Source organism: Burkholderia mayonis (assembly GCF_001523745.2).
Classification (GTDB): Bacteria; Pseudomonadota; Gammaproteobacteria; order Burkholderiales; family Burkholderiaceae; genus Burkholderia; species Burkholderia mayonis.
In genome coordinates, this window is the sequence record NZ_CP013386.1 from 1,200,961 (window position 1) to 1,226,687 (window position 25,727).

Annotated in this window: 24 protein-coding genes and 3 tRNA genes; 17 read left to right on the plus strand and 10 right to left on the minus strand. The window is 67.3% G+C overall.

What is annotated here, in order from left to right; translation table 11 throughout:
• The first annotated feature begins 5 nt into the window (after positions 1-5).
• The 7 genes from lepB to nagZ all read left to right on the plus strand — a co-directional run bounded on the left by lepB (position 6) and on the right by nagZ (position 6,585).
• Positions 6-899, plus strand: coding sequence for a signal peptidase I (gene lepB / locus WS70_RS06035; RefSeq protein WP_059468915.1), 894 nt, complete (start codon positions 6-8; stop codon positions 897-899).
• 152 nt (positions 900-1,051) lie between these two features.
• The gene (rnc, locus tag WS70_RS06040) at positions 1,052-2,515 is read left to right on the plus strand and encodes a ribonuclease III (RefSeq protein ID WP_059597259.1); all 1,464 of its coding nucleotides are present in this window, start codon (positions 1,052-1,054) and stop codon (positions 2,513-2,515) included.
• A gap of 69 nt (positions 2,516-2,584) precedes the next feature.
• The gene (era, locus tag WS70_RS06045) at positions 2,585-3,484 is read left to right on the plus strand and encodes a GTPase Era (RefSeq protein ID WP_059468917.1); all 900 of its coding nucleotides are present in this window, start codon (positions 2,585-2,587) and stop codon (positions 3,482-3,484) included.
• Positions 3,471-4,322, plus strand: coding sequence for a DNA repair protein RecO (recO, locus tag WS70_RS06050; protein WP_059468918.1), 852 nt, complete (start codon positions 3,471-3,473; stop codon positions 4,320-4,322). The genes era and recO overlap by 14 nt, the downstream gene beginning before the upstream one ends.
• Positions 4,319-5,092 (plus strand): pyridoxine 5'-phosphate synthase, encoded by a 774-nt coding sequence (gene pdxJ / locus WS70_RS06055; protein WP_059597258.1) that lies wholly within the window; start codon positions 4,319-4,321, stop codon positions 5,090-5,092. Before recO ends, pdxJ begins: the two co-directional genes overlap by 4 nt.
• A gap of 5 nt (positions 5,093-5,097) precedes the next feature.
• Positions 5,098-5,529, plus strand: coding sequence for a holo-ACP synthase (gene acpS, locus WS70_RS06060; protein ID WP_059468920.1), 432 nt, complete (start codon positions 5,098-5,100; stop codon positions 5,527-5,529).
• A 27-nt stretch (positions 5,530-5,556) separates the two neighbouring features.
• Positions 5,557-6,585 (plus strand): beta-N-acetylhexosaminidase, encoded by a 1,029-nt coding sequence (gene nagZ, locus WS70_RS06065; protein ID WP_059468921.1) that lies wholly within the window; start codon positions 5,557-5,559, stop codon positions 6,583-6,585.
• 46 nt (positions 6,586-6,631) lie between these two features.
• Here the strand turns inward: nagZ and WS70_RS06070 are convergent, their stop codons facing one another.
• The 3 genes from WS70_RS06070 to earP form a co-directional block, all read right to left on the minus strand.
• Positions 6,632-8,029, minus strand: a complete 1,398-nt coding sequence (locus tag WS70_RS06070) for a sigma-54-dependent transcriptional regulator (RefSeq protein ID WP_059597257.1) — start codon at positions 8,027-8,029, stop codon at positions 6,632-6,634.
• Between the two features lie 270 nt (positions 8,030-8,299).
• Positions 8,300-8,857 (minus strand): elongation factor P, encoded by a 558-nt coding sequence (gene efp, locus WS70_RS06075; RefSeq protein ID WP_059468923.1) that lies wholly within the window; start codon positions 8,855-8,857, stop codon positions 8,300-8,302.
• 190 nt (positions 8,858-9,047) lie between these two features.
• On the minus strand, positions 9,048-10,268 hold the full coding sequence (earP, locus tag WS70_RS06080; protein ID WP_059468924.1) for an elongation factor P maturation arginine rhamnosyltransferase EarP: 1,221 nt from the start codon (positions 10,266-10,268) through the stop codon (positions 9,048-9,050).
• A 160-nt stretch (positions 10,269-10,428) separates the two neighbouring features.
• Between earP and uvrC the strand changes: the two genes are divergently transcribed.
• The 6 genes from uvrC (at position 10,429) to WS70_RS06115 (ending at position 15,217) form a co-directional block, all read left to right on the plus strand.
• Positions 10,429-12,636: an excinuclease ABC subunit UvrC gene (uvrC, locus tag WS70_RS06085; RefSeq protein WP_059597256.1), complete on the plus strand. Its 2,208-nt coding sequence runs from the start codon at positions 10,429-10,431 to the stop codon at positions 12,634-12,636.
• A gap of 123 nt (positions 12,637-12,759) precedes the next feature.
• Positions 12,760-13,353, plus strand: a complete 594-nt coding sequence (gene pgsA / locus WS70_RS06090; RefSeq protein ID WP_059468926.1) for a CDP-diacylglycerol--glycerol-3-phosphate 3-phosphatidyltransferase — start codon at positions 12,760-12,762, stop codon at positions 13,351-13,353.
• A gap of 157 nt (positions 13,354-13,510) precedes the next feature.
• A tRNA-Gly gene (locus WS70_RS06095) sits at positions 13,511-13,586 on the plus strand.
• 60 nt (positions 13,587-13,646) lie between these two features.
• Positions 13,647-13,722, plus strand: a tRNA-Gly gene (locus tag WS70_RS06100).
• 113 nt (positions 13,723-13,835) lie between these two features.
• Positions 13,836-13,909, plus strand: a tRNA-Cys gene (locus tag WS70_RS06105).
• A gap of 318 nt (positions 13,910-14,227) precedes the next feature.
• Complete coding sequence (locus WS70_RS06115) at positions 14,228-15,217, plus strand: CPBP family intramembrane glutamic endopeptidase (protein WP_059468971.1); 990 nt, start codon at positions 14,228-14,230, stop codon at positions 15,215-15,217.
• Between the two features lie 265 nt (positions 15,218-15,482).
• Here WS70_RS06115 and WS70_RS06120 read toward each other — a convergent pair whose 3' ends face one another.
• Together WS70_RS06120 and WS70_RS06125 are read right to left on the minus strand one after the other, a co-directional pair.
• Positions 15,483-15,995 (minus strand): GAF domain-containing protein, encoded by a 513-nt coding sequence (locus WS70_RS06120; RefSeq protein WP_059468972.1) that lies wholly within the window; start codon positions 15,993-15,995, stop codon positions 15,483-15,485.
• 144 nt (positions 15,996-16,139) lie between these two features.
• A complete protein-coding gene (locus WS70_RS06125) occupies positions 16,140-17,045 on the minus strand; it encodes a LysR family transcriptional regulator (RefSeq protein ID WP_059468973.1) in 906 nt (301 codons plus the stop codon).
• Positions 17,046-17,177: 132 nt separating this feature from the next.
• On the opposite strand from WS70_RS06125, the gene WS70_RS06130 reads away from it, so the two are divergent.
• Positions 17,178-18,044 carry a pirin family protein gene (locus WS70_RS06130; protein WP_059597255.1) on the plus strand — a complete coding sequence of 289 codons (867 nt, stop codon included), beginning with the start codon at positions 17,178-17,180 and terminating at the stop codon, positions 18,042-18,044.
• Between the two features lie 225 nt (positions 18,045-18,269).
• A complete protein-coding gene (locus tag WS70_RS06135) occupies positions 18,270-18,776 on the plus strand; it encodes a GNAT family N-acetyltransferase (RefSeq protein WP_059469013.1) in 507 nt (168 codons plus the stop codon).
• Positions 18,777-18,830: 54 nt separating this feature from the next.
• Here the strand turns inward: WS70_RS06135 and WS70_RS06140 are convergent, their stop codons facing one another.
• The 4 genes from WS70_RS06140 to WS70_RS06160 form a co-directional block, all read right to left on the minus strand.
• The gene (locus tag WS70_RS06140; RefSeq protein ID WP_059597254.1) at positions 18,831-19,703 is read right to left on the minus strand and encodes a cytochrome c oxidase assembly protein; all 873 of its coding nucleotides are present in this window, start codon (positions 19,701-19,703) and stop codon (positions 18,831-18,833) included.
• Positions 19,704-19,713: 10 nt separating this feature from the next.
• On the minus strand, positions 19,714-20,160 hold the full coding sequence (locus WS70_RS06145; protein WP_059597253.1) for a copper chaperone PCu(A)C: 447 nt from the start codon (positions 20,158-20,160) through the stop codon (positions 19,714-19,716).
• Positions 20,161-20,186: 26 nt separating this feature from the next.
• On the minus strand, positions 20,187-20,843 hold the full coding sequence (locus WS70_RS06150) for an SCO family protein (protein WP_059597291.1): 657 nt from the start codon (positions 20,841-20,843) through the stop codon (positions 20,187-20,189).
• Between the two features lie 165 nt (positions 20,844-21,008).
• Complete coding sequence (locus WS70_RS06160) at positions 21,009-21,230, minus strand: hypothetical protein (RefSeq protein ID WP_059468979.1); 222 nt, start codon at positions 21,228-21,230, stop codon at positions 21,009-21,011.
• Between WS70_RS06160 and otsB the strand changes: the two genes are divergently transcribed.
• Together otsB and otsA are read left to right on the plus strand one after the other, a co-directional pair.
• Positions 21,163-21,972, plus strand: coding sequence for a trehalose-phosphatase (gene otsB, locus WS70_RS06165; RefSeq protein WP_082715856.1), 810 nt, complete (start codon positions 21,163-21,165; stop codon positions 21,970-21,972). The genes WS70_RS06160 and otsB overlap by 68 nt on opposite strands.
• A complete protein-coding gene (gene otsA / locus WS70_RS06170; protein ID WP_059468981.1) occupies positions 21,969-23,345 on the plus strand; it encodes an alpha,alpha-trehalose-phosphate synthase (UDP-forming) in 1,377 nt (458 codons plus the stop codon). The genes otsB and otsA overlap by 4 nt, the downstream gene beginning before the upstream one ends.
• Positions 23,346-23,675: 330 nt before the next feature.
• Here otsA and WS70_RS06175 read toward each other — a convergent pair whose 3' ends face one another.
• Complete coding sequence (locus tag WS70_RS06175; RefSeq protein WP_059597252.1) at positions 23,676-25,532, minus strand: ABC transporter ATP-binding protein; 1,857 nt, start codon at positions 25,530-25,532, stop codon at positions 23,676-23,678.
• Positions 25,533-25,727: the final 195 nt, after the last annotated feature.

The window sequence follows — 25,727 nt, forward strand, 5'->3', positions numbered from 1 at the left end:
CCTTTATGAATTTTGCGCTGATTCTTTTTGTGCTCGTCGTTTTGACGGGCATTGCGTGGGTGTTGGACAAGCTGTTTTTCCTGCCGCAGCGGAAGAAGGCGGCGGACGCGGCGGTCGCCGAGTTCGAGCGCCAGCAGGAGCGGATCGGCGAGCGCTTCGCCGACGAGAACGCGCCGCAGACGCGTGCGCGTCTGCGTGAAGAGAAACTGCGCCAGCCATGGTGGCTCGAATACACCGCGAGCTTCTTCCCGGTGATCCTCGTCGTGTTCGTCGTACGCTCGTTCATCGTCGAGCCGTTCAAGATTCCGTCGGGCTCGATGGTGCCGACGCTCCTCGTCGGCGATTTCATCCTCGTCAACAAGTTCGACTACGGCCTGCGCCTGCCGATCACGAATCAGAAGATCACCGAAGGCCGTCCGCTCCAGCGCGGCGACGTCGTCGTGTTCCGCTATCCGAAGGACGAATCGGTCGATTACATCAAGCGCGTGATCGGCCTGCCGGGCGACACGGTCGCGTATCAGGACAAGAAGCTGACGATCAACGGCCAGCCGGTGCCCGAGGCGCAGCTGCCCGACTACTTCGACGAAGAGCGGATGAACTATGCGAAGCAGTTCGAGGAAACGCTCGGCGCGCGCAAGAACGCGATCCTGAACAATCCGGCGGTGCCGCCGTTCGTGATGGGCGCGGACGATTATCCGTATCGCGACAACTGCCAGTACGACAGCCGCGGCGTCGTCTGCAAGGTGCCGCCCGGCCACTACTTCATGATGGGTGACAACCGCGACAACAGTGCCGACAGCCGCTATTGGGGCTTCGTGCCGGACAAGAACATCGTCGGTCGCGCGTTCTTCATCTGGATGAACTTCAGCGAACTGAAACGCATCGGCTCGTTCAACTAGGCCGTGCTTCGAACGTTGCAACACGCCGCGCGCGGGCTGCGCGGCGTGTTGCCGAATGACTTCAAGAGCCGGCGGCAACACCGCCTCGTCACGCCTTTTCGCGCCCGGCTGCGTTTCCCGGCCGAAGCGGCGCCCGCGTTATACTCCTGTCCATGCCCTTATCCCAGTTGGAAAGCCGGCTGCGCTACGAATTTCGCAATGCGGAATTATTGCGCCAGGCTTTGACCCATCGTAGTCATAGCGCCACGCATAACGAACGGCTCGAGTTTCTCGGCGATTCCGTTCTGAATTGCGCGGTGGCTGCCCTTTTGTTTCAGCGCTTCAGCAAGTTGGACGAGGGCGACTTGTCGCGCGTGCGGGCGAACCTCGTCAAGCAGCAGTCGCTCTACGAAATTGCTCAGGCCCTCAATATCTCCGACGGCTTGCGGCTCGGCGAGGGCGAACTGCGCAGCGGCGGGTTCCGAAGACCGTCGATCCTCGCGGACGCATTCGAAGCCATCATCGGGGCGGTGTTCCTCGATGGCGGCTTCGAAGCCGCCCAAGGGGTCATCAAGCGGCTCTACATCCCGATTCTCGACCATATCGATCCGCGAACGCTCGGCAAGGACGCGAAGACGCTGCTGCAGGAGTATTTGCAGGGCCACAAGATCGCGCTGCCGACCTATACCGTCGTCGCGACGCATGGTGCGGCGCACAATCAGCAATTCGAAGTCGAATGCACGGTGCCGAAGCTGGACGTGAAGGTGTCCGGCTCCGGCGCGAGCCGCCGCGCGGCCGAGCAGGCCGCCGCGAAGAAGGCGCTCGACGAGGTGCTGGCAGCTGCGCCGATGCTCGCCGCAAAGCCGAAGCGCTCGAAGAGCGCGCGCGGCGCGAAGCATGTGGAGCCGGAGATCGTGCCGGGCGTGAAGGGCGTGCAGGAGGCGCTCGATTTGCGTTCGCCGGATCGCAAGGAACGCGGCGCGAACCGCGTGGCGAGCGAGGAAGCGAAGGGAGCGGACCCGAAAGCCGTCGACGCGAAGCCGGGCGACGCAAGACCGGCCGACGTGAATGCGGCCGAGTCGAAGCCGGAGGATCCGAAGGCCGTCGAAGCGCGCTCCATCGAAGCGAAAGTGCCTGCCGAGTCGAAATCTGCCGAGATGAAAACCGTCGAAGCGAGGTCCGGTGCGCATGCGAGCGCCGCTTCGTCCGACGGGCCCGCGCAGGCTGACGATGCGGCCGCTCGTGCGCCCGCTGCTGCGCCCGTCGCGGTCATCCGCGCGGCGCATGTCGAGCACTCGGCCGACAAGGCCGAGCCGCGCGCGGCAAAGTCGGCCGACAAGCCCGCTTCGGCAGCGGACAAAGCGGACAAGCCCTTGTCGGACAAGGCGCCGGAAAAAGGCCCGGACAAGGCGCAGGCACTGGACAAGGCGCAGGTCCAGGAACCCGAGCAGGCGCAGGACAAGTCGTCCGATCCTGTTTCTGCGAAGGCGTCCGACAAGGCGCTGGATAAGCCCGACGCCGCCGCGGGGCTGGCCGACCGGTCGCCGCGCGCCCGCGACGCATCGCTCGCGCCGCCGTCCGCAGCCGAGCCCGATCTGGCCGCCGCGCCCGTGCGCGTCGCCGATGCAGGTCATTGACATCGTCCCAATCGACATCGCGGCCGCGCACGGATGTGCGGCCGCTTCCGAACCCAGCAGCAACCTGATATGAACGCACCCGCTCCCACCGGTTTCCGTTGCGGCATGATCGCGATCGTCGGTCGTCCGAACGTTGGCAAGTCGACGCTGATGAACGCGCTCGTCGGCCAGAAGATCAGCATCACGTCGCGCAAGGCGCAGACGACCCGCCACCGGATCACCGGTATCCGTACGCTCGACGACGCGCAGTACATCTTCGTCGACACGCCCGGCTTCCAGACGCGCCACAGCACGGCGCTCAACCGGTCGCTGAACCGCGCGGTGACGTCGACGCTGACGTCGGTCGACGCGATCCTGTTCGTGATCGAGGCGGGCCGCTTCGGCCCCGACGACCAGAAGGTGCTCGACCTGATTCCGCCCGGCACGCCGACGCTCCTCGTCGCAAACAAGCTCGACCGCGTGTCGGACAAGGACACGCTGTATCCGTTCTTCCAGAAGATGGGCGCGCTGCGCGAGTTCGCGGAGATCGTGCCGCTGTCCGCGAAGCATCCGGAAGACATCCTCCGGCTGACGGACACGATCAAGCCGTATCTGCCGGAAGGCGAGCCGATCTACGGCGAAGACGACCTGACCGACCGCAGCTCGCGTTTCCTCGCGGCCGAGATCCTGCGTGAGAAGGTGTTCCGCTGGACGGGCGACGAGCTGCCGTACACGAGCACCGTCGTCATCGACAAGTTCGAGGAGGAGGGGCGCCTCACGCGCGTGTTCGCGACGATCCTCGTCGAGCGCGATTCGCACAAGGCGATGGTGATCGGCAAGAAGGGCGCGAAGCTCAAGCAGATCAGCACCGAGGCGCGGCAGGACATGGAGAAGCTGTTCGACGGCCCCGTCTATCTCGAGACCTTCGTCAAGGTGAGGAGCGGCTGGGCCGACAACGAAGCGGGGCTGCGCGCCTATGGGTACGAATGACGGAACGTCCGATGTCGGGATGACCGACGAGGTCGACGCCGACCCGCAACCGCCGGCCGCGCAGCCCGTGCCGGCCACCGACAAGCCGCTGCGCAAGCCGCGCCGCGCCGCCGCGCGTACCTCCGAGTTCCGGATCGCCGAGCAGCCGGCGTTCGTGCTGCACAGCCATCCGTATCGCGAGACGAGCCTCGTCGTCGACGTGCTGACGCGCGATCACGGCCGCATCGCGCTCGTCGCGAAGGGCGCGAAGCGCCCGCATTCGGCGCTGCGCGGCGTGCTGCAGACGTTCCAGCCGCTGTCGCTGTCGTGGTCCGGCAAGTCCGAGCTGCGCACGCTGACGGGCGCCGAATGGGTGGGCGGCATGCTGCCCCTCGCGGGCGACGCGCTGTTGTGCGGCTTCTACGTGAACGAGCTGCTCGTCAAGTTCTGCGCGCGCGAGGATCCGCATCCTCCGCTCTTCAAGCACTATCTCGTCACGCTCACGCGCCTCGCGCACGGCGAGCCGCCCGTGCAGGTGTTGCGTTCGTTCGAGCGCGTGCTGCTGCGCGAGACGGGCTATGCGATGTCGCTCAAGCGCACGGTCGCGCGGCGCTCGGTCGAGCCCGACAAGCTCTACGTGTTCGATCCGGAGCGCGGCGTGCGCGACGCGGGCGACGACATACCGTCGCACTGGCCGGTGATCGCGGGCCAGACGTTGCTCGACATGGAAGAGGACGATTACCATCGGGCGCAGACCGTCGCGCAAAGCAAGACGCTGATGCGCTTCCTGCTCAACACCTATCTGGGCGGCACGCCGCTCGCCACGCGTCAGATCCTGATCGACCTGCAAAACCTATGAGCTTCTTCCTGACCTCGCCGACCGCCATCGAACTGGGCGTCAACATCGACCACGTCGCGACGCTGCGCAACGCGCGCGGCACCGCGTATCCGGATCCCGTGCGCGCGGCGCTCGCCGCCGAGGACGCGGGCGCCGACGCGATCACGCTGCATCTGCGCGAAGACCGCCGGCACATCGTCGACGCGGACGTGCGCATGCTGCGTCCGCTCCTGAAGACGCGGATGAACCTCGAATGCGCGGTGACGCCGGAGATGCTCGACATCGCGTGCGAGATCCGTCCGCACGACGCGTGCCTTGTGCCGGAGAAGCGCTCGGAGCTGACGACGGAAGGCGGCCTCGACGTCGTCGGCCATTTCGATGCGGTGCGTGCCGCATGCAAGCAGCTCGCGGACGTCGGCGTGCGCGTGTCGCTCTTCATCGATCCGGACGACGCGCAGATCCGCGCCGCGCACGAGACGGGCGCGCCCGTGATCGAGCTGCACACGGGGCGCTACGCGGACGCGCACGACGAGGCCGAGCAGCAGCGCGAGTTCGAGCGGATCGCGGCGAGTGTCGACGCGGGCATCGCGCTCGGGCTGAAGGTGAACGCGGGCCACGGGCTCCACTACACGAACGTGCAGGCGATCGCCGCGCTGCCCGGCATCGCCGAGCTGAACATCGGCCACGCTATCGTCGCGCACGCGGTGTTCGCCGGCTGGGACAACGCGGTGCGCGAGATGAAGGCGATCATGGTCGCGGCGCGCGTCGCCGCGCTGCACGGCGGCCGCTGACGCGCATGGCGATCTACGGCATCGGCACCGACCTCGTTCAGGTGAGCCGCGTCGCCGCCGTGCTCGAGCGCACGGACGGCCGCTTTGCCGAGAAGGTGCTCGGCCCCGACGAGCTGCATGTCTTTCATGCACGGCGCGCGCGCTCGGAGGCGCGCGGCATCGCGTTTCTCGCGACGCGCTTTTCCGCGAAGGAAGCATTTTCGAAGGCGATTGGCCTCGGCATGCACTGGCCGATGACGTGGCGCGCGCTGCAAACGCTCAACAGGCCGAGCGGCGAGCCGTACGTCGTCGCGTCGGGCGAGCTCGCCGCATGGCTCGACGCGCGCCGCATCACCGCGCGCGTGACGGTCAGCGACGAGCGCGACTACGCGGTGACGTTCGTCGTCGCCGAGGCGCCCGACGATGTCGTCGCCGCGCGCTCGGGCGCCGCTTCCTGATCCATTCTCCGCAAGGACGCTGATTCGATGAAACTGACCCCCGGTCCGGTAATGCTCGACGTCGCCGGCACGACGCTCACGCGCGACGACGCGCGCCGTCTCGCGCACCCGCAAACGGGTGGCGTGATCCTGTTCGCGCGCCACTTCGAGAGCCGCGCGCAGCTCGTCGCGCTGACCGACGCGATCCGCTCGATCCGCGACGACATCCTGATCGCGGTCGACCAAGAAGGCGGGCGCGTGCAGCGCTTTCGCACCGACGGCTTCACGGTGTTGCCGGCGATGCGCCGGCTCGGCGAGCTATGGGACAAGGACGTGCTGCACGCGACGAAGGCGGCGACCGCGGTCGGCTACGTGCTCGCGTCCGAGCTGCGTGCGTGCGGCGTCGACATGAGCTTCACGCCCGTGCTCGATCTCGATTACGGCCGCTCGAAGGTGATCGGCGATCGCGCGTTCCATCGCGATCCGCGCGTCGTCGCGCTGCTCGCGAAGAGCCTCAACCACGGGCTCGCGCTCGCCGGAATGGCGAACTGCGGCAAGCATTTTCCCGGCCACGGTCATGCGGAAGCCGACTCGCACGTTGCACTGCCGACCGATGACCGTCCGCTCGACGAGATCCTCGCGAACGACGTCGCGCCGTACGACTGGCTCGGGCTGTCGCTCGCGGCCGTCATTCCGGCGCACGTGATCTACACGCAGGTCGATTCGAAGCCGGCGGGCTTTTCGCGCGTGTGGCTGCAGGACGTGCTGCGCGGCCGGCTGCGCTTTCCGGGCGCGGTGTTCAGCGACGATCTGTCGATGGAGGCGGCGCGCGAAGGCGGCACGCTCGCGCAGGCGGCGCAGGCTGCGCTCGAAGCGGGCTGCGACATGGTGCTGATCTGCAATCAGCCGGACGCCGCGGAACGTGTGCTGGACGAACTGCGTGCGACGACGTCGCGCGAATCGCTGCAGCGGATCAAACAAATGCGGCCGCGCGGCAAGGCGCTCGAGTGGAGCAGGCTGATGCGCGAGCCGCGCTATCTGCGCGCGCAGGAACTCCTGCGCAGCACGTTCGCGTAACGCGGACGGGCGAGGAGGGCGGCGCGCAGCCGCCCTCGCGTCGACGTCAACTGATCTTCATGCGCTGCAGCTTGTTGTAGAGCGTCTTCGGGCTGATGCCGAGGAGCGTCGCCGCGCGGTGGCGTGTGCCGCCGACCGCATCGAGGGTCGCGCGGATCAGCAGATCCTCGACGTCGGCGAGCGGCGTGCCCACGCGCACCTGCACGCTGCTGCCGTTCAGCGCCGTGCCGGGCTGCGGGTATGTGTCGCCCGCGCGCAGCGTCTCGATGAAATCGCCCGACTGGTCGTACGCGAGCCGTATGCGCTCATGCAACTCGCGCACGTTGCCCGGCCAGTCGTATGCGAGGCATTCGCGGACGAAGCCGGGCGCGATGCGCTTGTCGGTGATGTTCAGGCCGGTGGCGCGTGCGTCGCGGTTCAGGTCGTCGACGAATGCCTCGGCAATCCTGATCACGTCGTCATCGCGCTCGCGCAGCGGCGGCAGGCCGATCGAGGCGGCGTCGAGGCGCAGCCACAGATCCTCGCGCAGCGTGCCGTTCGCGACCGCTTCGCGCGCCGGGCGGCGAGTCGTCGCGATCAGCCGGAAGTCGCTCGCGATCTCGGTCGTGCCGCCGATGCGCATGAAGTTCTGCGAATCGAGCGCGCGCAGCAGCGCCTCCTGTAGCGAAAGCGGCAGCGTGGTGATTTCCTCGAGGAACAGCGTGCCGCCGCTTGCCTGCTCGAACAGGCCGGGATCGCGGCGCTCGACGCCCGTGTATGCACCGCGCTCGCGACCGAGCAGCATGCTCTCGATCGCGCGGCCGTTGGTTTCGATGTTGCGCGGCGACTGAACGGCCGCGCGGCAGTCGAACGCGACGAACGGGCCCTTGCGGCGGCGGCTCAGGTCGTGCAGCGTGCGCGCGGCCGTCTCCTTGCCCGTGCCGGGCTCGCCCCACAACAGCACCGCGGTTTCGGTGCGCGCGTTGTGCTCGATCATGTCGTAGGCGTGCTGGATCGCGTCGCTGCGCCCGACGAGCGAGCCGAAGCGGCCGAGGCGGCGCAGCGACGCGCGCAGCGCCTGCACTTCCTCGATCAGTTCGTACGGGCGTGGGATCCGCGCGAGCAGGCTGCGCAGCCGCGGGATGTTGACGGGCTTCAGCAGATAATCCCAGACGCCATGCCGCAACCCCTCGATCGCGCTTTCGACGGTCGCGTTGCCGGTCAGGATGATCACCGGCAGCGAGCCGTTCGGCTGTTGCTGCGGCAGGTTCTGCAGCAAGTCGAAGCCGCTGCCGTCGGGCAGGTTCAAGTCGACGAGGACGACATCGGGAATCGAGCGGGCGAGTGCGCCGCGCGCCTCGGCGAGCGATGTCGCCGTATCGACCGAGAACCCGTCCGCGGCGAGGAGCGCGGTCAGGCCGGATAAGCTATTGGGATCGTCTTCGACAATCAGGGCGTGTGGCATGGTGTGCGCGAGTTGAAAAGCCGGGCCATCGGCCGGACCGGCATACAGCCCCCATTTCGGGATGAGAAATGAATTTTATGCCCCATCGCGCACTTGGCGTACGGTATTTGTTATCGACTATAAAACAGTTACGGATGATACAAATTGAATCCCGTCAGGGTTTCTTCAAAGCATTGTTTATGATGTGGCGCCTTTATGCAATAAGCGGCGTCGAATAAACAAAAAGCGCCCCGAAGGGCGCTTTGTTCGGCCTGCTCGCGCAAACGTTTCTTATGCGCGGCTGCGATACTCGTTCGTACGCGTGTCGATTTCGATCTTGTCGCCGGTATTGCAGAAGAGCGGCACCTGCAGCTCGAAGCCCGTCGAGATCTTCGCGTTCTTCAGCACCTTGCCCGACGACGTATCGCCCTTGACGGCCGGCTCCGTGTACGTGATCTCGCGCACGAGGATCGTCGGCAGTTCGACCGAGATCGCCTTCTCGTTGTAGAACACGACTTCGCACGCCATGCCGTCTTCGAGGTAATTGAGCGCGTCGCCCATCATTTCCGCTTCGACTTCGAACTGGTTGTAGTCGGCGTCCATGAACACGTACATCGGGTCGGCGAAGTACGAGTAGGTCACTTCCTTGCGGTCGAGCACGACGACGTCGAACTTGTCGTCCGCCTTGTAGACCGATTCCTGGCCCGCGTTGGTCAGCAGGTTCTTCAGCTTCATCTTGACGACGGCGGAGTTGCGGCCCGACTTGTTGTATTCGGCCTTCGAGACGACCCATGCGTCGTTGCCGACCATCACGACGTTGCCTACGCGGAGTTCCTGTGCGGTTTTCATAACTAAAACTATCCTGAACGAGAGAAATTTCCTGAGCGTTGCTCAACGGCTAACGGCGCAAGCGGACTCGACCCGGCAGCCTGGGCGACCGCGTGTGCGATCCGCCGTGGCCGGAACTGGCGGCCCCTTTATCCTGGAGCGTCGCGCCGAAAACGGACGCGCTTGCGCGCGTCATCCGTTGGATAACTGTTTATTTTAACTGAGTTTTTGCAAAATTCGCCAGATTTCCGGCGAGGTCGCCGACGGTCGCGAGCTCGTCCGCCCAACTCGCCGCGCGCGCGGCGAGCGCCGCGCGGTGCTGCCAGAAGTCGGCCCAATCGGGCGTGCCGGAACCGTTCCAGGCGTGCCAGAAGCGCTCGGTCGCCGCGCGCGTCGCGTGATCGACGCGCGCGGTGAAGTGCGCGAGCGCCGCGTCGAGCTTCGGCAGGTGCGCGTCGTCGGCCTGCGGGTAGATCTGCCAGACGAACGGCCGGCGCGCCCATTGCGCGCGGACGAACGAATCCTCGCCGCGCACGAAGTTCACGTCGCTCGCCCATAGCAGCAGGTCGTAGTCGGGCTGAGCGACGAATGCGAGGCCATGCGCGGCGACGCTGCCGCACTCCGCGTGCGTGCCTGCGTCGAATGCGCCGACGCCGAAGAAGCGCGCGACGCTCGCCGAGATGCGGCCCTCCGGCACCAGCAGCACGATCGGCTCGCGGCCGTCGCGCCATTGCTCGAGCAGCGCGTCGAGCGCCGGATTCTCGTATGCGAAGAGCGACGCGACCGTCGCGTCCGGGCCCGGCATCGGCGCGTCCGCGACGTTTTGCCACCACGTGCGGCGTGCGTCGTCGTTCGCTTCGAACGCGAGCCGGCGCGCGTCGAGGTCGCGCTCCTTCAGCACGCCGCCCGTGCCAGGCCCGAGGCCGGGGAAGTAGAACGTCTTCGTCAGCGGATAGCGCGGGTGCGGCGACGGCCGCAGATGGAAGTCGCAGACCCAATCCTCGGCGCTCAGGTATTCGAGATTGATCCATACGGGCGGCCGCGCGCGGCGCGCCATCGCGGCGACGTACGCGCCCGGCAGCTCGCACGCGAACGCCTCGATCACGACGTCGGCGATCTCGAGCGTATCGCCCGCATGCGCGGGCGCGCGCCAGTGCTCGACGACGATGCCGTCGATGGTCTGGCGCGCGGCGTCAGGCCGTGCGGCCGGCTGCAGCCGCGCGAGCGTCGTGAGATCGTCGACGAAGATCCGCACCTGCCAGCCGTGCTCGGCCGCGAGCTGGCGCGCGAGACGCCAGCACACGCCGATGTCGCCGAAGTTGTCGACGACCGCGCAGAAGATATCGCACGCGATCGGGCCCGACACGTCTTGCGGCGGGCGAACGGCGGCGGTGGCGGAAGCGGGCGGCGCGAGCGGGGCGGACGACGTCATCGGAGCTGTGAAAGCAGGGCGAGATGGGAGCAAACCGGAAAGCAAACGGGGCGCGGCAGGGCTGCCGCGGCGATCGCGCCGCGAACGCGCGCGGCGAATGCTCTAAACTGGCGATTCTAAATGACCTTGTTCGCGCGCGCCGCTCGCGCCCGGATTGAGCATGACATCCCCCGACGCACCCGAATCTCCTTTCGAACCCAAGCCGATCCTCGCCCAACTGCCGCACCTGCCGGGCGTCTACCGTTACTACGACACGCAAGGCGCGGTACTGTACGTCGGCAAGGCGCGCGATCTGAAGAAACGCGTGTCGAGCTACTTCACGAAAACGCAGCTATCGCCGCGGATCGCGATGATGGTCACGCGCATCGCGCGCATCGAGACCACGGTCACGCGTTCGGAAGCCGAGGCGCTGCTGCTCGAGAACAACCTGATCAAGGCGCTCGCGCCGCGCTACAACATCCTGTTTCGCGACGACAAGTCGTATCCGTACCTGAAGCTGACGGGCCACACGTTCCCGCGAATGGCGTACTACCGCGGCGCGGTCGACAAGAAGAACCAGTACTTCGGGCCGTTTCCGAGCGCTTGGGCGGTGCGCGAAAGCATCCAGATCCTGCAGCGCGTGTTCCAGCTTCGGACCTGCGAGGACTCGGTGTTCAACAATCGCACGCGTCCGTGCCTGCTGCACCAGATCGGCCGCTGCTCGGCGCCGTGCGTCGGCGCGATCGGCGAAGAGGACTACGCGCGCGACGTCGACAACGCGTCGCGCTTCCTGCTCGGCCGGCAAGGCGAGGTGATGGGCGAGCTCGAACGGAAGATGCACGCGTTCGCGGCCGAGCTGAAGTTCGAGCAGGCGGCGCTCGTGCGCAACCAGATGAGCTCGCTCGCGAAGGTGCTGCATCAGCAGGCGATCGACGTCGGCGGCGACAGCGACGTCGACATCCTCGCCGTCGTCGCGCTGGGCGGCCGCGTGTGCGTGAATCTAGCGATGGTGCGCGGCGGGCGGCATCTCGGCGACAAGGCGTATTTCCCGACGCACGTCGAGAGCGCGCTTGCGCTCGCCGGCGAGGCGGGCACGGAAGCGGACATTGACGCGGGCGGGGAAGCGGACGGTGGAGCGCACACCGAAGCGGACGCGCAGGCCCGGCTCGCCGGCGAAACGGCGGCGGCCGCCGAGCGCGCGGGCGGCGGCGCGGCAGCGCATGCCGGCGCGAGCGCGGGCGAGAACATCGACGAAAACACCGAAGGAAGCGCGGAAGCGGACATCGAAGCGGCGAATGCCTTCGACGCCGCTGCACCGTCCGAAATCGACGACGGCGCCGCGTCGCAGGAAGCCGAGCCCGGCGCCGCGCCGCTCGAAACCGAAGTGCTCGAAGCGTTCATCGCGCAGCACTATCTCGGCAACCGGGTGCCGCCGATTCTCGTCGTGAGCCACGCGCCCGCGAACCGCGAGCTGATCGATCTGCTCATCGAGCAGGTGGGGCACAAGGTAGCGGTCGTGCGGCAGCCGCAGGGTCAAAAGCGCGCGTGGCTCACGATGGCCGAGCAAAACGCGCGCCTCGCCCTCGCGCGGCTGTTGTCCGAGCAGGGCTCGCAGCAGGCGCGCACGCGCTCGCTCGCCGACGTGCTCGGCTACGAGAGCGACGATCTCGCGCTGCTGCGGATCGAATGCTTCGACATCAGCCACACGATGGGCGAGGCGACGCAGGCGTCGTGCGTCGTCTATCACCACCACAAGATGCAGTCGTCCGAGTACCGCCGCTACAACATCACGGGCATCACGCCCGGCGACGACTACGCGGCGATGCGCCAGGTGCTCACGCGCCGCTACGAGAAGATGGTCGAGGAGGCGGCCGCAGAAGCGTCGGCCGACGCGGCAGCCGGCATCGACGGCAACGCGGTGCATGCGGCCGCGTCGGCCGGGGGGCTGCCGAACATCGTGCTGATCGACGGCGGCCGCGGTCAGGTCGAGATCGCTCGGCAGGTGTTCTCCGAGCTCGGGCTCGACATCTCGATGCTCGTCGGCGTCGCGAAAGGCGAGGGGCGCAAGGTCGGGCTCGAGACGCTGATCTTCGCCGACGGCCGCGCGCCGCTCGAGCTCGGCAAGGAGAGCGCCGCGCTGATGCTCGTCGCGCAGATCCGCGACGAGGCGCACCGCTTCGCGATCACCGGCATGCGTGCGAAGCGCGCGAAGACGCGCCAGACGTCGCGGCTCGAAGAGCTCGAAGGCGTCGGCGCGAAACGCCGGCAGCGGCTGCTCGCGCGCTTCGGGGGCTTGCGCGGCGTCGTCGCGGCGAGCGTCGACGAGCTCGCGAGCGTCGACGGCATCTCGCGCGCGCTCGCCGAGCAGATCTACCGACAGCTACACTGAGCGTCGGGCCATCCGCGCCGCCTCGGCCGGCAAGCCGGGCGGCGCGGCCCGCGCCGGGCGCTTCGCTTGTGGCGGCGCGGGTGACGCGGCACAATGGCAAATCCCTCAACCGTGTCGCGTGCCATGCCGTTCAACTTCCCGATTTTCCTGACGTGGGTGCGAATCGTGCTGATTCCGCTCGTCGTCGGCGTGTTCTATTTGCCGGACGCGATGCTGAGCGCCGACCACCGCAATATGGCGGCGGCGGTGATCTTCATTCTCGCCGCGCTGACCGATTGGTTCGACGGCTATCTCGCGCGCAAGTGGAACCAGACGTCGGCGTTCGGCGCGTTTCTCGATCCCGTCGCCGACAAGCTGATGGTGACGGCGGCGCTCCTGATGCTCGTGCAGCTCGCGCGCATCGACGCGGCGATCGCGCTCGTGATCGTCGGCCGCGAAATCGCGATCTCGGCGCTGCGCGAATGGATGGCGCAGATCGGCGCGTCGAAGAGCGTCGCGGTGAATTCGCTCGGCAAGTTCAAGACCGCGTGCCAGATGGTCGCGATTCCGATGCTGCTGTACTACGGGCGGCTGCCGTTCGGCGGCGGCGTCGCGATCGACACGCGCGTATGGGGCGAATGGCTCATGTATCTCGCGGCCGTGCTGACGATCTGGTCGATGCTCTACTACATGAAGCTCGCGTGGCCGCAGATTCGCGAGCGCGGCGGTGCGGCGTGAACGCGTGAAACGCGCGCCCGGATCGCGCGTCGAAGCGGGCGATGACGCGATCGAAGAAAAAGGGTGCGAAAAACGCTTGACACATAAATCCAGTTTCACCATAATCTCGTTTCTCCGCTGCACGGCGACTGACGCAGTGCGGTGGGTGAAGCAAAACGCGGGAGTAGCTCAGTTGGTAGAGCGCAACCTTGCCAAGGTTGAGGTCGCGAGTTCGAGACTCGTCTCCCGCTCCAGGTTTGAAGGCAGCGTTTTGCTTGACGTGTTGTTCGGCAAACCTGCAGATGCAGGACGATGCGGGAGTAGCTCAGTTGGTAGAGCGCAACCTTGCCAAGGTTGAGGTCGCGAGTTCGAGACTCGTCTCCCGCTCCAGAACAAGGGGAAGCCGAGCTTCCCTTTTTGTTTGATAGGCCCGACGGCCTTCAATCAAAATCTGTTGATCGTTGCAAGCCGGCCGGTTTCGCGACGTTTGGCAGTCCGCTTACGGCGCGATAGCAAAGCGGTTATGCAGCGGCCTGCAAAGCCGTTTAGGCCGGTTCGACTCCGGCTCGCGCCTCCAAGTAAGAAGAGATAAAGCCCTGATTCGTCAGGGCTTTTCTTTTTTCTGCTCCACTCCATCCTTGTAAGACACTCGCTTGGAGTGGTACAAAGTCGCCTCTAACCAACTAAGAAGCACCGCCAACCACCCGTAGATTGGCTAATTGGCAATCGAGGCGAGCGGACCGCGCATGGCGAACAAACGACTGCGGCCGTCAGGCACGTGGGAATACACAATCAAACGAGCAAAGCTTCTACCAAAGCCACTTTCGCGGATGTTCCAATCCGAGGAGGAGGGTGACGCATACGTTGTCCATTTCAACTTCGAGCGGGAGCGCACTTGGAGCCGATCCATTCGAATTCGCCCGCGTCGTCGGGCGGCGCGTCGACGTCGGCATCGGCCAGACGACGCGGTGGCCGTTTGCGCCGGATCTTCTTCGGCCATGACGGCTTGCGCGCGCCGTGGGGCGTATTGCTGTTCGTCGCGATTTTCGTCGGCGCGATTGCAGGATTCGCGTACGTCTCGCACCGGCTGTTGCCATCGCCCGCCGACGACCAGGCGCTGCCCGTCGCAAACGGCGCGGTCATGGAAACCATGCAACTCGTGTCGGTTGCGCTCGCAACCATCGTGCTCGCTTGGATCGAGCGCCGCTCGCCGTTTTCCTACGGGCTGCAAGGCCGCGCGCGTGCGTCGCGCTTCGCGGCTGGCATCGCGTGCGGCTTCGCGGCGATTTCGGCGCTGGTATTCGTGTTGTCGCAAGCCGGACTGCTGCGCTTCGACGCGCCGGCGATCCACGGCATCCGCGCGTGGGAATACGCGGCCGTCTGGGCCGTGATGTTCCTGATGACCGGGATCTTCGAGGAGTCGCTGCTGCGCGGCTACCTGCTCTATACGCTCGCGCGCTGGCTCGGCTTCTGGTGGGGCGCCGTGTTGCTGTCGGCGCTCTTCGGCGTGCTGCATGTCGTCAGCCCGGACGAGTCGATCATGGGGCTCGCGTCGGCGATGCTGTTCGGTCTCGTCTTCTGTCTGTCACTCTGGTACACGGGGTCGCTCTGGTGGGCGATCGGCTTTCATGCGGCGTGGGATTGGGGCGAATCGTATTTCTACGGCGCGCCGGACAGCGGCCGGCTCGTCGAAGGCGTGCGGCTGACCGCGCATCCCGTCGGCCATACGCTGCTGAGCGGGGGGGCGGCCGGACCCGAAGGCAGCGTGCTGGTCGTGCCGCTGCTCGTCGTCATCGTGCTTGCGATGTGGCGATGGTGGGGGCGCGGTGAGCGAGCTTCGCGGTTCGAGCGGCGCAGCGTCGGTGGCCAGAAAGCGCAGCGATAGAGGCGGATGGCGGGATGCGCAGAACGCGAAGCGGCCGTCTTCAGCCGAATCGGCAGGCGTGCCGATCGTGTGCACGGCCCGCGCCGCGCTTGACCGACCGGGGCGCGAATCCGTCGACTGGCGCGTCTGTCGAAATTCGGTGCGGGTCCCGAGCGTGCCGCCGCGGTGACGGATGAATGCGCGCCTGGGTTCGGGCGTCGATCGTGCCGCTCGGCGGCGATACCGTCCGCAGTGCGTGCGGCCCGGCATCGTCCGGATGCCTGACTTACTTGCCGCGCCGCGCCGCGTTCTCCCACGCGATGTCGACGAACACCCGGCACAGCGCTTCCATGCCTTTTGTATCCTCTTCGTCGAAGCGGCCGATCAGCGGGCTGTCGACGTCCCACACGCCGATCAACGCGCCGTCGCGCGCGACGAGCGGCACGACGATCTCCGACTGCGAGGCCGAATCGCAAGCGATGTGGCCGGGAAACGCGTGCACGTCGTGCACGACCTGCGTGCTGCGCGTCTGCGCAGCCGTTCCGCACACGCCTTTGCCGAGCGGAATGCGCACGCATGCGGGCTTGCCCTGGAACGGGCCGACGACGAGCTCGCGGCCGTCGTAGAAATAGAAGCCGGCCCAGTTGAGGCCGTCGAGCGAGTGATAGACGAGCGACGAGAAATTCGCCGCATTGGCGACGACGTCGGTTTCCGTCTCGACGAGCGCGCGCGCTTGTGCGACGAGCGTTTCGTAGAGCGCGGGCTTCGACGACGGAAGGGCTTCGGGGAGCGCAAACATGAGCAATGTGACGTGACGGTTGAACGGCGGCCGCGCGCGGCCGTGGTGGCTTGCGCAGTCTACGGGAATTCGGCGTCGCGCGCGGCGTAACCGCGCGCGATCTGGGCTCGAATCGCGCGTCGCGTCGGACGCTCGCCCGCACGCCTAATCGGGCTCGAGCGCGGCGAAGCGCTGCGCGAGAAAGTCGAGCAGCGCGCGCACGGACGGCAGCAGCCCGCGGCGCGACGCGAACACCGCATGCACGATCTCGCGCCGCGGCGCCCAGCCGGGCAGTAACTGCCGCAGCTCGCCGCGCACGATCTGGTCGTGAACCATCATCGTCGGCAACTGGACGACGCCGACGCCCGCAACGGCGGCCGCGCGCACCGCGAACATCCCGCGCGTGACGAGCCGCGGCCGATGATGGATCGCCGCGTGCGCGCCGCCGGGGCCATGGAGATTCCACGTGTGCTCGTCCTGCGGCGCCCCGATCGCGAGGCTCGGCAGCGCGGCGAGGTCGGCAGGCACGTGCGGCACGCCGGTACGGTCGAGAAGCCGCGGGCTCGCGACAAGGCATTGTCCGCGTTCGGCGAGGACGCGCAGCACGAGATCGCTGTCCTCGAGCGGCGGCGGCCGCACGCGCAGCGCGACGTCGATTCCCTCGCCGACGACGTCGACGCGCCGATTGGTTTCCTCCAGGTGGATCTCGACGAGCGGACATTCGGCCATGAACGCCGCGATCATGTCGCCGACGAGCGTATCGAGTAGCGCGACGGGGCACGTCATCCGGACGATGCCGCGCGGCTCGGCGCGCATCAGCGCGACCGCTTCGTCGGCCGCATCCGCCTCGACAAGCATCGCGCGGCAATGCGTGTAATAGGTCTGCCCGACGTCCGTGACCGCGAAGCGGCGCGTCGAGCGCTGGATGAGGCGCATGCCGATTCGCTCTTCGAGGAGCGCGATCCGCCGGCTGAGCTTCGACTTCGGCATGTTGAGCGCGCGCCCGGCGGGCGCGAAGCCGCCGTGGTCGACGACCTGGACGAAGTAGTAGAGATCGTTCAGATCCCGCATGATTTATCGTTCTCCAGATGGAACGCTGAGTACGATTTGCGCAGACTACCGAAGTTATCGTTCCGATTCTATCTTCTATCCATCGATCGAAGCGATCGCTTCGACCATGAACGAAAGCGAAAGGAGAGGAAGATGAAGAAAATCGTCGGCGTGTACAGCGCGCCTCGCTCGCATTGGGTCGGCGACGGCTTTCCGGCGCGGTCCCTGTTCAGCTACGACAGCCACGGCGCGCATCTGAGCCCGTTCCTGCTGCTCGATTACGCCGGCCCCGCACGCTTCGAGCCGACGACCCGCCGGCGCGGCGTCGGCCGGCATCCGCACCGCGGATTCGAGACGGTGACGATCGTCTATCAGGGCGAAGTCGACCATCGCGACTCGACGGGCGCGGGCGGTCACATCGGTCCGGGCGACGTCCAGTGGATGACGGCGGCGGGCGGCATCCTGCACGAGGAATTCCATTCGGAGCAGTTCGCGCGCAACGGCGGCATGCTCGAGATGGTGCAGCTGTGGGTGAACCTGCCCGCGAAGGACAAGATGTCGGAGCCCGGCTATCAGACGCTGCTGAGCGACAGCATCCCGTCCGTCGAGCTGCCCGACGGCGCCGGCCGCGTGCGGGTGATCGCGGGCGAGTTCGACGGCCGTCGCGGGCCGGCGCGCACGCACACGCCGCTCGACGTGTGGGACGTGCGCCTCGAGCAAGGCGGCCGCGCGCGCTTTGGCGTCGACGAAGGCCGCACGCTCGCGCTCGTCGTGCTGCGCGGCACCGTGCTCGTGAACGGCGACGAAGTCGTGCGCGAAGCGCAGTTCGTGCAGTTCGCGCGGGACAGACGCGACGTCGAGATCGAGGCGAACAACGATACGACGCTGCTGTGGCTGAGCGGCGAACCGATCGACGAGCCGATCGTCGGCTACGGGCCGTTCGTGATGAATAGCGAAGCGGAGATCCGTCGGGCGGTCGACGATTTCAACAGCGGCCGCTTCGGCAAGATGAGCGCGTAAGCGCGGCGCCCCGCGACGAGCGGGGCTTTTTTCTATGCGCGGCTGTCGCGAACAAGCGCGCGTGTGCGGATGATGTCGCTGAGACGAGCGTCGGCATTGCATCGGCATCCGCATCCACATCCACATCCACATCCACATCCGCGTTCGCGGCCGCGAGCCCGTCCGAGGCATAATCGATCATTCCGCGCTTTGCAGCAGCGCCGCCATTCATTCGGAATTTCGATCATGTCTTCATCCACGACCGCCGCTTCGTCCGTTATCGCCGGGGAGCCGCCGGCATCGCTCGAATGGCGCTGGAAGCCGTTCGACGCGCTGACGCCACAGGAAATCTACACGATCCTCGCCGCGCGCAGCGACGTGTTCGTCGTCGAGCAGAACTGCGTGTACCGCGACATCGATCACGCCGATTCCGACGCGTGGCACCTCGGTGCATACGACGCGCAAGGCCGTCTCGCGTGCTATCTGCGCGTGCTGCTGCCCGACGCGGCGGAGCCGGATATCCGCATCGGCCGCGTGCTGACGACGCAGCCGTTTCGCGGAATGGGTCTTGGCAACGCGATGCTCGCGGCCGCGCTCGAGCGCATTCGCGCGCAATGGCCCGGCACGCCGGTCAGCCTGCACGCGCAGGCGCATTTGCAGAAGTTCTACGGCGCGTTCGGTTTCGCGCCCAGTTCGGACGTGCACGACGAAGACGGCATTCCGCACGTGTGGATGCGTTCGCCCGCGCGATGAACGCCGCGCCGAACCCGCCGATGCGGCATGCGGGTTCGGTGCGTATCGCGATCGTCAAGATGCCGAGCGGGCGGCGCGGGCGCGCGCGAGTTCGGCGCGCGCCGATCGCTCGTCGGCCAGCCGGCCGCGTGCGGACAGCCGCATCCAGTGCCGCAGCGCGATCAGCGCGCCGATCACGCTCATCATCGAGCCGGGAATCCACAGCAGCAGCCCGCCGATCTGCTGGTCGCGCAGCGGGCTCAGCCACGTGAACGCGCGTCCGCAGATCGAATAGATCGGATAGAGCTCGTGCGGCGTGAAGAAAATCAGCGCGCCGAGCAGGATCTGCGGCGGGATCGCCGCGACGGCGATCAGGATGCGGCGCCCCGGCGCGAGCCGCGCGGGCGGCGCGGGACGCGGATCGACGACGAGCCACCAGAACAGCAGTCCGTCGATCACCATGCTCCAGTTCATCACGCGATAAAGCCGCCAGTCGAGCATCGCGACGAAGTGGATCGGCGACAGCAGCCAGAAATAGATCAGGCCGACGAACAGCACGACCGCGACGACCGGATTGAACACGATGTCGAGTGTCGCGCGCACGATCGGCTGCGCGAGCGCGGGGCGCACGAAGCGGCGCCGCCACGCGAACGGGATGCCCGCGCGGATCGCCGCGCCGGGATACGACAGCGCAATGAAGAACGGCCCGAGGTGATGCAGCACCAGGTGCTGCGCGCGGTGCATGAAGAACTCGTGCTCGAAGAAGTAGTCGAGCCGCGTGTGCAGCGCGACGTAGAGCGCCGTCAGCCCGAGCCAGAACGAGAACTGCCGCAGCGGCGACACCTTCGCCTTGCGTGCGCCGCGCGCGAACAGCACGCCGGCGACGAGCACCGCGATCACGACGGTGGGCGACGGCTCCCACGGCTCGAGCCAGTACAGCAGGTTCATCGCGCGGGACTTACTTGGCGGTCGCGGGCGATTTCACGACGAACGGCGCGTCGAGCTTCTCGCCGTCGGAAAACTGCATGCGCAGATGCACGGTGTCGCCCGGCTTGATCGCGCGCTTCGGCGCTTCGAGCATGAAGTGATAGCCGCCCGGCGCGATGTCGACCTTGCCGCGCGCGGGGATCGTCAGCTTGTCGACCATCTCCATTTTCTGCGTCGAGCCGTTCGACACGGTCTGATGCAGCATCGTCATGCCGTACTCGGGACTCTCGACCTCGACGAGGTCGATCGGCTTGTCGCTCGCGTTGACGAGCGTCACGTAGCCCGCAGCGGGCAGCTTGTTCGGCAGCCAGCGCACCCATGCGTTCTGCGCGCTGATCGAAGCGGCGCCGGCGGCGTAGGCGTGCAGACTGAGCGAGAGGGCGGCGAGCGCGGCGAGGGATTTGAGTTTGAGCGTCATCGGTTAGGCGGTAAATGAGTTCCGGTTCAGGAACGGTTGACGATGATCCGGCGCAGATCGGCGGCGATCGCGTCGGGGGAATCCTGATCGGTCGCGAGCAGGCGCGCGCGGCCTTGTGCATCGAACACGTAGACGGCGGAGCTGTGCGTGACCTCGTAGTTGCCGTTCGGATCGCGCTTTTCCATCTGATACGCGACGCGGTAGCGCTTCGCGAGCGACTCGATCTGCCGCTCGCTGCCGGTGAGGCCGTACGCATGCTCGGCGTCGAATGCGCCGACGTAGTCGCGCATTGCGGCCGGCGTGTCGCGCGCCGGGTCGACCGACACGAACAGGATGCGCACGTCGTTGCGCGCGTCGGGACCCAGCAATGCGAGTACCTGCATCAGGCGTGCCATCGTCTCGGGGCACACGTCCGGGCAATGCGTGTAGCCGAAGTAGACGAGGGCGGCGCGGCCGCGGAACGCGGAGGCGTCGATCGGCTTGCCGTCTTCGCCCGTAAGCGAGAACGTCAGGTCGGGCAGATGGCCCGTCACGTTCGTGAGGCGCCAAGGTTCGCCGCGCGGCGTGCAGCCGGCGAGCGCGGCCGCCGCCGCGCACGCGGCGGCGAAGCGGATCACGCGCGTGCGGCGGGCGGAAGCCGGCGATGCGGCGCGCGTGCGCGCCGCGAAAAGGGGAAACGGCATCGGCGAATTCGGTTCGAAGCAATCGTGCGCGACGGCGACGCGCGGCAGTCTCGGGCTCGATCGCGGCGCGTGGCGCGGACGCCATGGATGTCGCATCGATCGCGCCGCGCCCGGCTGCGGGCCGCGAGCCGAGCGCCGCGGCGGATCGGCGTCGCGCTGTTTCTGTTAGCGGTTGCGACTGTAGCGCAATTTGATCGGGATCGTCTTTTCGAAACGCGCGCGGCGCACCGAACCGGGGCAAAATGTCGCAGCGATGCGCATGCGTCGGCCGCGCGTCGCAGGTCCGCGCTTTTGTTCATCCTGCACGAGGCGCGGTAAGATGCGCACATTCGCCCGGCGGGCGCGCCCGCCGGCAGCCATTCTCATCAGCGAATCGATGCAATCCATCCCGCTTTCCCTTCCTCTCACCCGCACCGCGTTCTTCTTCGATTTCGACGGCACGCTCGTCGACCTCGCACCGACGCCCGACGCGATCCAGGTGCCGCCCGACGTGCCCGCGCTCGTCGACGCGCTGCGGCGGCTGGCGCACGGCGCGGTCGCGATCGTGTCGGGGCGCGGCATCGACAGCATCGACGCGTTCCTCAAGCTGCCCGATCTGCCCGTGGCCGGCCTGCACGGCGCCGAACGGCGCGACGCCAACGGCGACACGCAGCGGATCGGCTTCGACGATCCGCGTCTGCTGCGCATCGAGCGCGAGCTCGCGGCGGTCGTCGACCGGCATCCGGGCATGCTGCTCGAGATCAAGGGCGCGGCGCTCGCGCTGCACTTTCGCAACGCGCCCGAGCGCGAAAGCGTCGCGCGTGCGGCGGCGGAGCGGCTCGTCGCAGACTATCCGGACGCGTACGTGCTGCAGCCGGGCAAGATGGTGTTCGAGATCAAGCCGAAGGGTGTCGACAAAGGGCGCGCGGTCGCCGCGTTCCTGAACGAGCCGCCGTTCGCCGGCCGCATGCCGGTGTTCGCCGGCGACGATCTGACCGACGAGCAGGGCTTCGCCGTCGTCAACGCGAACGGCGGGCTGTCGATCAAGGTCGGCGCGGGCGACACGACGGCGCGCACGCGCATCGATTCGGTCGCCGCGTTCCGCGAGCAGGTCGCGCGCTGGATCGACGCGGGGCGCGCGTCGGCATGAGTCGTCTCATCATCGTCTCGAATCGGGTCGCGCCGATCTCGGAGGGGGAGCCGGCCGCGGGCGGCCTCGCGATCGGCGTCTACGACGCGCTGAAGGAAACGGGCGGCATGTGGTTCGGCTGGAGCGGCGACGTGGTCGCGTCCGGCGCGCCGCAGATCCGCGTCGAAGAGCACGGCCCCGTCACGTTCGCGACGATCGGCCTGTCGCGCCGCGACTACGACCAGTACTACCGCGGTTTTTCGAACGCGACGCTGTGGCCCGCGTTCCATTACCGCGCGGACCTGATCCAGTTCGATCGCCACGAGTTCGAAGGCTACTCGCGCGTGAACGTGTGGCTCGCGCAGCAGCTCGTGCCGCTCTTGCGCGACGACGACGTGATCTGGGTGCACGACTATCACCTGATTCCGTTCGCGCAAGCGCTGCGCGCGGCGGGCGTGAAGAACCGGATCGGCTTCTTCCTGCACATTCCGTTTCCGGCCGCGCAGGTGCTCGTCAACGTGCCGCCGCATCGCGAGCTCGTCGAGGCGCTGTGCTCGTTCGACCTGCTCGGCTTCCAGACCGAAACCGATTTGCGCGCGTTCTTCGAGTACGTCGAATACGAAGCGGGCGGCGCCGTCGATCGCGCCGCGCATCCGGCGCGCGTCCACGCGTTCGGGCGCACGCTGCGCGCGGCCGCGTATCCGATCGGCGTCTATCCGGACGAGATCGCCGCGCTCGCGAAGGCGGGCGAGAACGGCCGCGCGGTGAAATCGCTCGCGGCGTCGCTGCGCGGCCGGCAACTCGTGATGAGCGTCGACCGGCTCGATTATTCGAAGGGACTCGTCGAGCGTTTTCGGGCGTTCGAGAAGCTGCTCGAGCACGAGACGTCGTTTCGCAATCACGTGTCGTTCCTGCAGATCGCGCCGTCGACGCGCGCCGACCTGCGCGCGTACCAGGACATCCGCCGGCAGCTCGAAGGCGAGTCGGGGCGCATCAACGGCCGTTTCGCGGAGCTCGACTGGGCGCCGATCCTCTACATCCACCGGCAGTACGAGCGCACGGTGCTCGCCGCGCTGTACCGGCTCGCGCGCGTCGGCTACGTGACGCCGCTGCGCGACGGGATGAACCTCGTCGCGAAGGAGTACGTGTCCGCGCAGGACCCGGACGATCCCGGCGTGCTCGTGCTGTCGCGCTTCGCGGGCGCCGCGTACGAATTGACGGGGGCGCTGATCGTCAATCCGATCGATATCGGCGGGATGGCCGACGCGTTGTCGCGTGCGCTGTCGATGCCGCTCGCCGAGCGGCGCGCGCGTCACGCCGACATGCTCGCCCGGCTGCGCGAGAACAACGTGTCGGTGTGGCGCGACAACTTTCTGCGGGATCTCGGGCGATAGGGCGCGGCGCAGGCTGGCTGCTGCTGCTTCCCGGTGTTCGGGGCAACGCGTTCGCGTGCGCAATGTGTGTCGAGATCTATATTTGCGAAGCCAGAGAGCCGGGACGCAACGTGCGAGACGCTAGACGCGAAAGGCTGGACATGGCGACTGCCGGGCGCCGCGCCAATCGTTCATGGCGCGTACAACGAAAAGGCCCGACCGGCATATGCCGGTCGGGCCTTTTTACTGTTGAGGCCCGTGCTGTCCACTTCGTGCCGATCGAGGCCGAGCAGTATCGACTGACACCGTCGCGCGCTGCGGCCCGCGAGGCGTGCCGCACGGCACGCGACGTTACGCGACGCGTTCGTCTCCCGCCGCCGACGAGTCTTCGCCGCCACGGCGCTCCGCCGGCGCGGGCAGGTGCCGGCCGCTGTGCTGTTTCGCGAGCAGGTCGCGATAGAGGCCCGGGCGGCTGCGCAGCACGTCGGGGCTGCCGTCGTCGATCACCTTGCCTGCGCTCATCACGATGATCCGGTCGAAGTTGCGCAGCGTCGACAGCCGGTGCGCGATCGCGATCACCGTGCGGCCCGTCATCAGCCGGTCGAGCGCCGCCTGGACCGCTTCCTCGGATGCGCTGTCGAGCGCCGACGTCGCCTCGTCGAGGAGCAGGATCGGCGCGTTCTTCAGGATCGCGCGCGCGATCGCGATCCGCTGACGCTGGCCGCCCGACAGCTTCACGCCGCGATCGCCGACGATCGTCTCGAAGCCTTCCGGCATCGCCTCGATGAACTCGGTGCAGCGCGCTTCGCGCGCGGCGGCGAGCACTTCCTCGTGCGTCGCGTCGGGGCGGCCGTACGCGATGTTCTCGTAGATCGACCGGTGAAAGAGCGAGATGTCCTGCGGCACGAGCGCGATCGACTGGCGCAGGCTCTCCTGCGTGATCGAGCCGAGGTCCTGGCCGTCGATCCGGATCGCCCCTTGCTGGATGTCGTAGAAGCGCTGCAGCAGCGCGAGCACCGTCGACTTGCCCGCGCCCGACCTGCCGATCAGGCCGACGCGCTGGCCGGGTTCGATGTGCAGGTCGAAGTGGTCGAGGATCGACCGGCGGTGCGGATACGCGAACGTCACGCGCTCGAAGTCGACGCGGCCGCCGCGCGGCGCGAGCGCGACGGCGTCCGAGCGGTCGGGCATCCCGTGCGGCTCGAGGAGCGTCTTCACCGCTTCGGCGAGGCGCGCGACGTGCTGCGTGACGTCGACGAGCGCGACGGCGAGGTCGCGCGTGCCGTGCAGGATCGTGAAGCCGAGCGAACTGACGAGGACGATGTCGCCTGACGTCGCGCGGCCCTGGTCCCACAGCCACAGCGCCCAGCCGAGGAGGCCCGCCGACAGCATCGCGGTGATCACCGCGTGCAGCAGACGCAGCTTCTCCAGATAGAGCAGGCTCTGCTGGCGCGCGTCCATTTCGGCCTTGACGGTCGCGCCGAAGCGCTTCTGCTCGCGCAGCGTCATGCCGAACGCGCGCACGAGGCCCATATTGCCGATTACGTCGACGAGCTCGCCGTCGACGGCCGCGGCCTTCGCGGCGAAGCGGTGGTGGCGCACCGAGCCGCGCCTCGCGAGCTTGAACAGCACGATCGCGAGCACGGCCGAGCACGACAGCAGGCCGAGCGCCATCAGCGGATTGACGACGATGATCATCAGGATCGCGCCCATCACCGCGATGCACGGCGGCAGCACGTTCCACGCCATCGTGTTCTCGGCCGTGTAGATCGCGTTCGACGTCGCCGTGATCCGGCTCGCGAGCGTGCCGGGCTGCTTCTCCGCGTAGTAGGTCTGCGAGTGGCCGCTCAGATACTGGAACAGGTCGCGGCGCAGGTCGCCCGTCACCGCGACGAACGTGTGCGCGGCGACCCAGCCGCCGACGCGCCACAGCAGGTTGTCCGCGGCGATGAGGCCGACGAGGAGCGCGAACGCGCCCCAGAGCGGGCCCGGATGATGGCGGCCGGCCGCGAGCACGTCGATCAGGTGCTTGATCGCATATTGCGAGCCGAGTGCGCAGCCGACCGCCGCGAGTACGCTCGCGAGCACGATGACGTGCGCGACGGGGTGCATCCGGATGTAGCGGAACAAAAACGCGAGCGGCCGATTGGCGTAGCTCGCGAGCTTCGCGTTGTAGACGTTGCGCTGGGCAGGGTTGAGAGCTTCCAAAATCAGTGCGTGTGGTGAAACGAGGGTTGAACGCCGCGTCCGAACGTCGCGCCGAGAAGCAGGCGAAAGCCGGCATTGTAATCAAGCCGGTGCGTCGCGCTGCGCCCGAGTTGCGTAACGCCGGGGTATGCGACTCATTTTGGGATAAAATTTTGCGTCTTGTGGCGCGTTCCTCTCGTCGTTCGACGAAACCGC

Excerpts from the sequence above, each read along its gene's own strand:
- lepB (WP_059468915.1), top strand. The coding sequence starts at position 6 with ATGAATTTTGCGCTGATTCTTTTTGTGCTCGTCGTTTTGACGGGCATT.
- WS70_RS06145 (WP_059597253.1), bottom strand. The coding sequence starts at position 20,160 with ATGACGCTCAAACTCAAATCCCTCGCCGCGCTCGCCGCCCTCTCGCTC.
- otsB (WP_082715856.1), top strand. The coding sequence starts at position 21,163 with ATGCGCACATTCGCCCGGCGGGCGCGCCCGCCGGCAGCCATTCTCATC.
- WS70_RS06070 (WP_059597257.1), bottom strand. The coding sequence starts at position 8,029 with ATGCCACACGCCCTGATTGTCGAAGACGATCCCAATAGCTTATCCGGC.
- WS70_RS06150 (WP_059597291.1), bottom strand. The coding sequence starts at position 20,843 with ATGCCGTTTCCCCTTTTCGCGGCGCGCACGCGCGCCGCATCGCCGGCT.
- WS70_RS06140 (WP_059597254.1), bottom strand. The coding sequence starts at position 19,703 with ATGAACCTGCTGTACTGGCTCGAGCCGTGGGAGCCGTCGCCCACCGTC.
- nagZ (WP_059468921.1), top strand. The coding sequence starts at position 5,557 with ATGAAACTGACCCCCGGTCCGGTAATGCTCGACGTCGCCGGCACGACG.
- WS70_RS06130 (WP_059597255.1), top strand. The coding sequence starts at position 17,178 with ATGAAGAAAATCGTCGGCGTGTACAGCGCGCCTCGCTCGCATTGGGTC.
- pgsA (WP_059468926.1), top strand. The coding sequence starts at position 12,760 with ATGCCGTTCAACTTCCCGATTTTCCTGACGTGGGTGCGAATCGTGCTG.
- WS70_RS06135 (WP_059469013.1), top strand. The coding sequence starts at position 18,270 with ATGTCTTCATCCACGACCGCCGCTTCGTCCGTTATCGCCGGGGAGCCG.
- WS70_RS06120 (WP_059468972.1), bottom strand. The coding sequence starts at position 15,995 with ATGTTTGCGCTCCCCGAAGCCCTTCCGTCGTCGAAGCCCGCGCTCTAC.
- era (WP_059468917.1), top strand. The coding sequence starts at position 2,585 with ATGAACGCACCCGCTCCCACCGGTTTCCGTTGCGGCATGATCGCGATC.
- WS70_RS06125 (WP_059468973.1), bottom strand. The coding sequence starts at position 17,045 with ATGCGGGATCTGAACGATCTCTACTACTTCGTCCAGGTCGTCGACCAC.
- uvrC (WP_059597256.1), top strand. The coding sequence starts at position 10,429 with ATGACATCCCCCGACGCACCCGAATCTCCTTTCGAACCCAAGCCGATC.
- recO (WP_059468918.1), top strand. The coding sequence starts at position 3,471 with ATGGGTACGAATGACGGAACGTCCGATGTCGGGATGACCGACGAGGTC.
- otsA (WP_059468981.1), top strand. The coding sequence starts at position 21,969 with ATGAGTCGTCTCATCATCGTCTCGAATCGGGTCGCGCCGATCTCGGAG.
- acpS (WP_059468920.1), top strand. The coding sequence starts at position 5,098 with ATGGCGATCTACGGCATCGGCACCGACCTCGTTCAGGTGAGCCGCGTC.
- rnc (WP_059597259.1), top strand. The coding sequence starts at position 1,052 with ATGCCCTTATCCCAGTTGGAAAGCCGGCTGCGCTACGAATTTCGCAAT.
- pdxJ (WP_059597258.1), top strand. The coding sequence starts at position 4,319 with ATGAGCTTCTTCCTGACCTCGCCGACCGCCATCGAACTGGGCGTCAAC.
- WS70_RS06160 (WP_059468979.1), bottom strand. The coding sequence starts at position 21,230 with ATGGATTGCATCGATTCGCTGATGAGAATGGCTGCCGGCGGGCGCGCC.
- earP (WP_059468924.1), bottom strand. The coding sequence starts at position 10,268 with ATGACGTCGTCCGCCCCGCTCGCGCCGCCCGCTTCCGCCACCGCCGCC.
- efp (WP_059468923.1), bottom strand. The coding sequence starts at position 8,857 with ATGAAAACCGCACAGGAACTCCGCGTAGGCAACGTCGTGATGGTCGGC.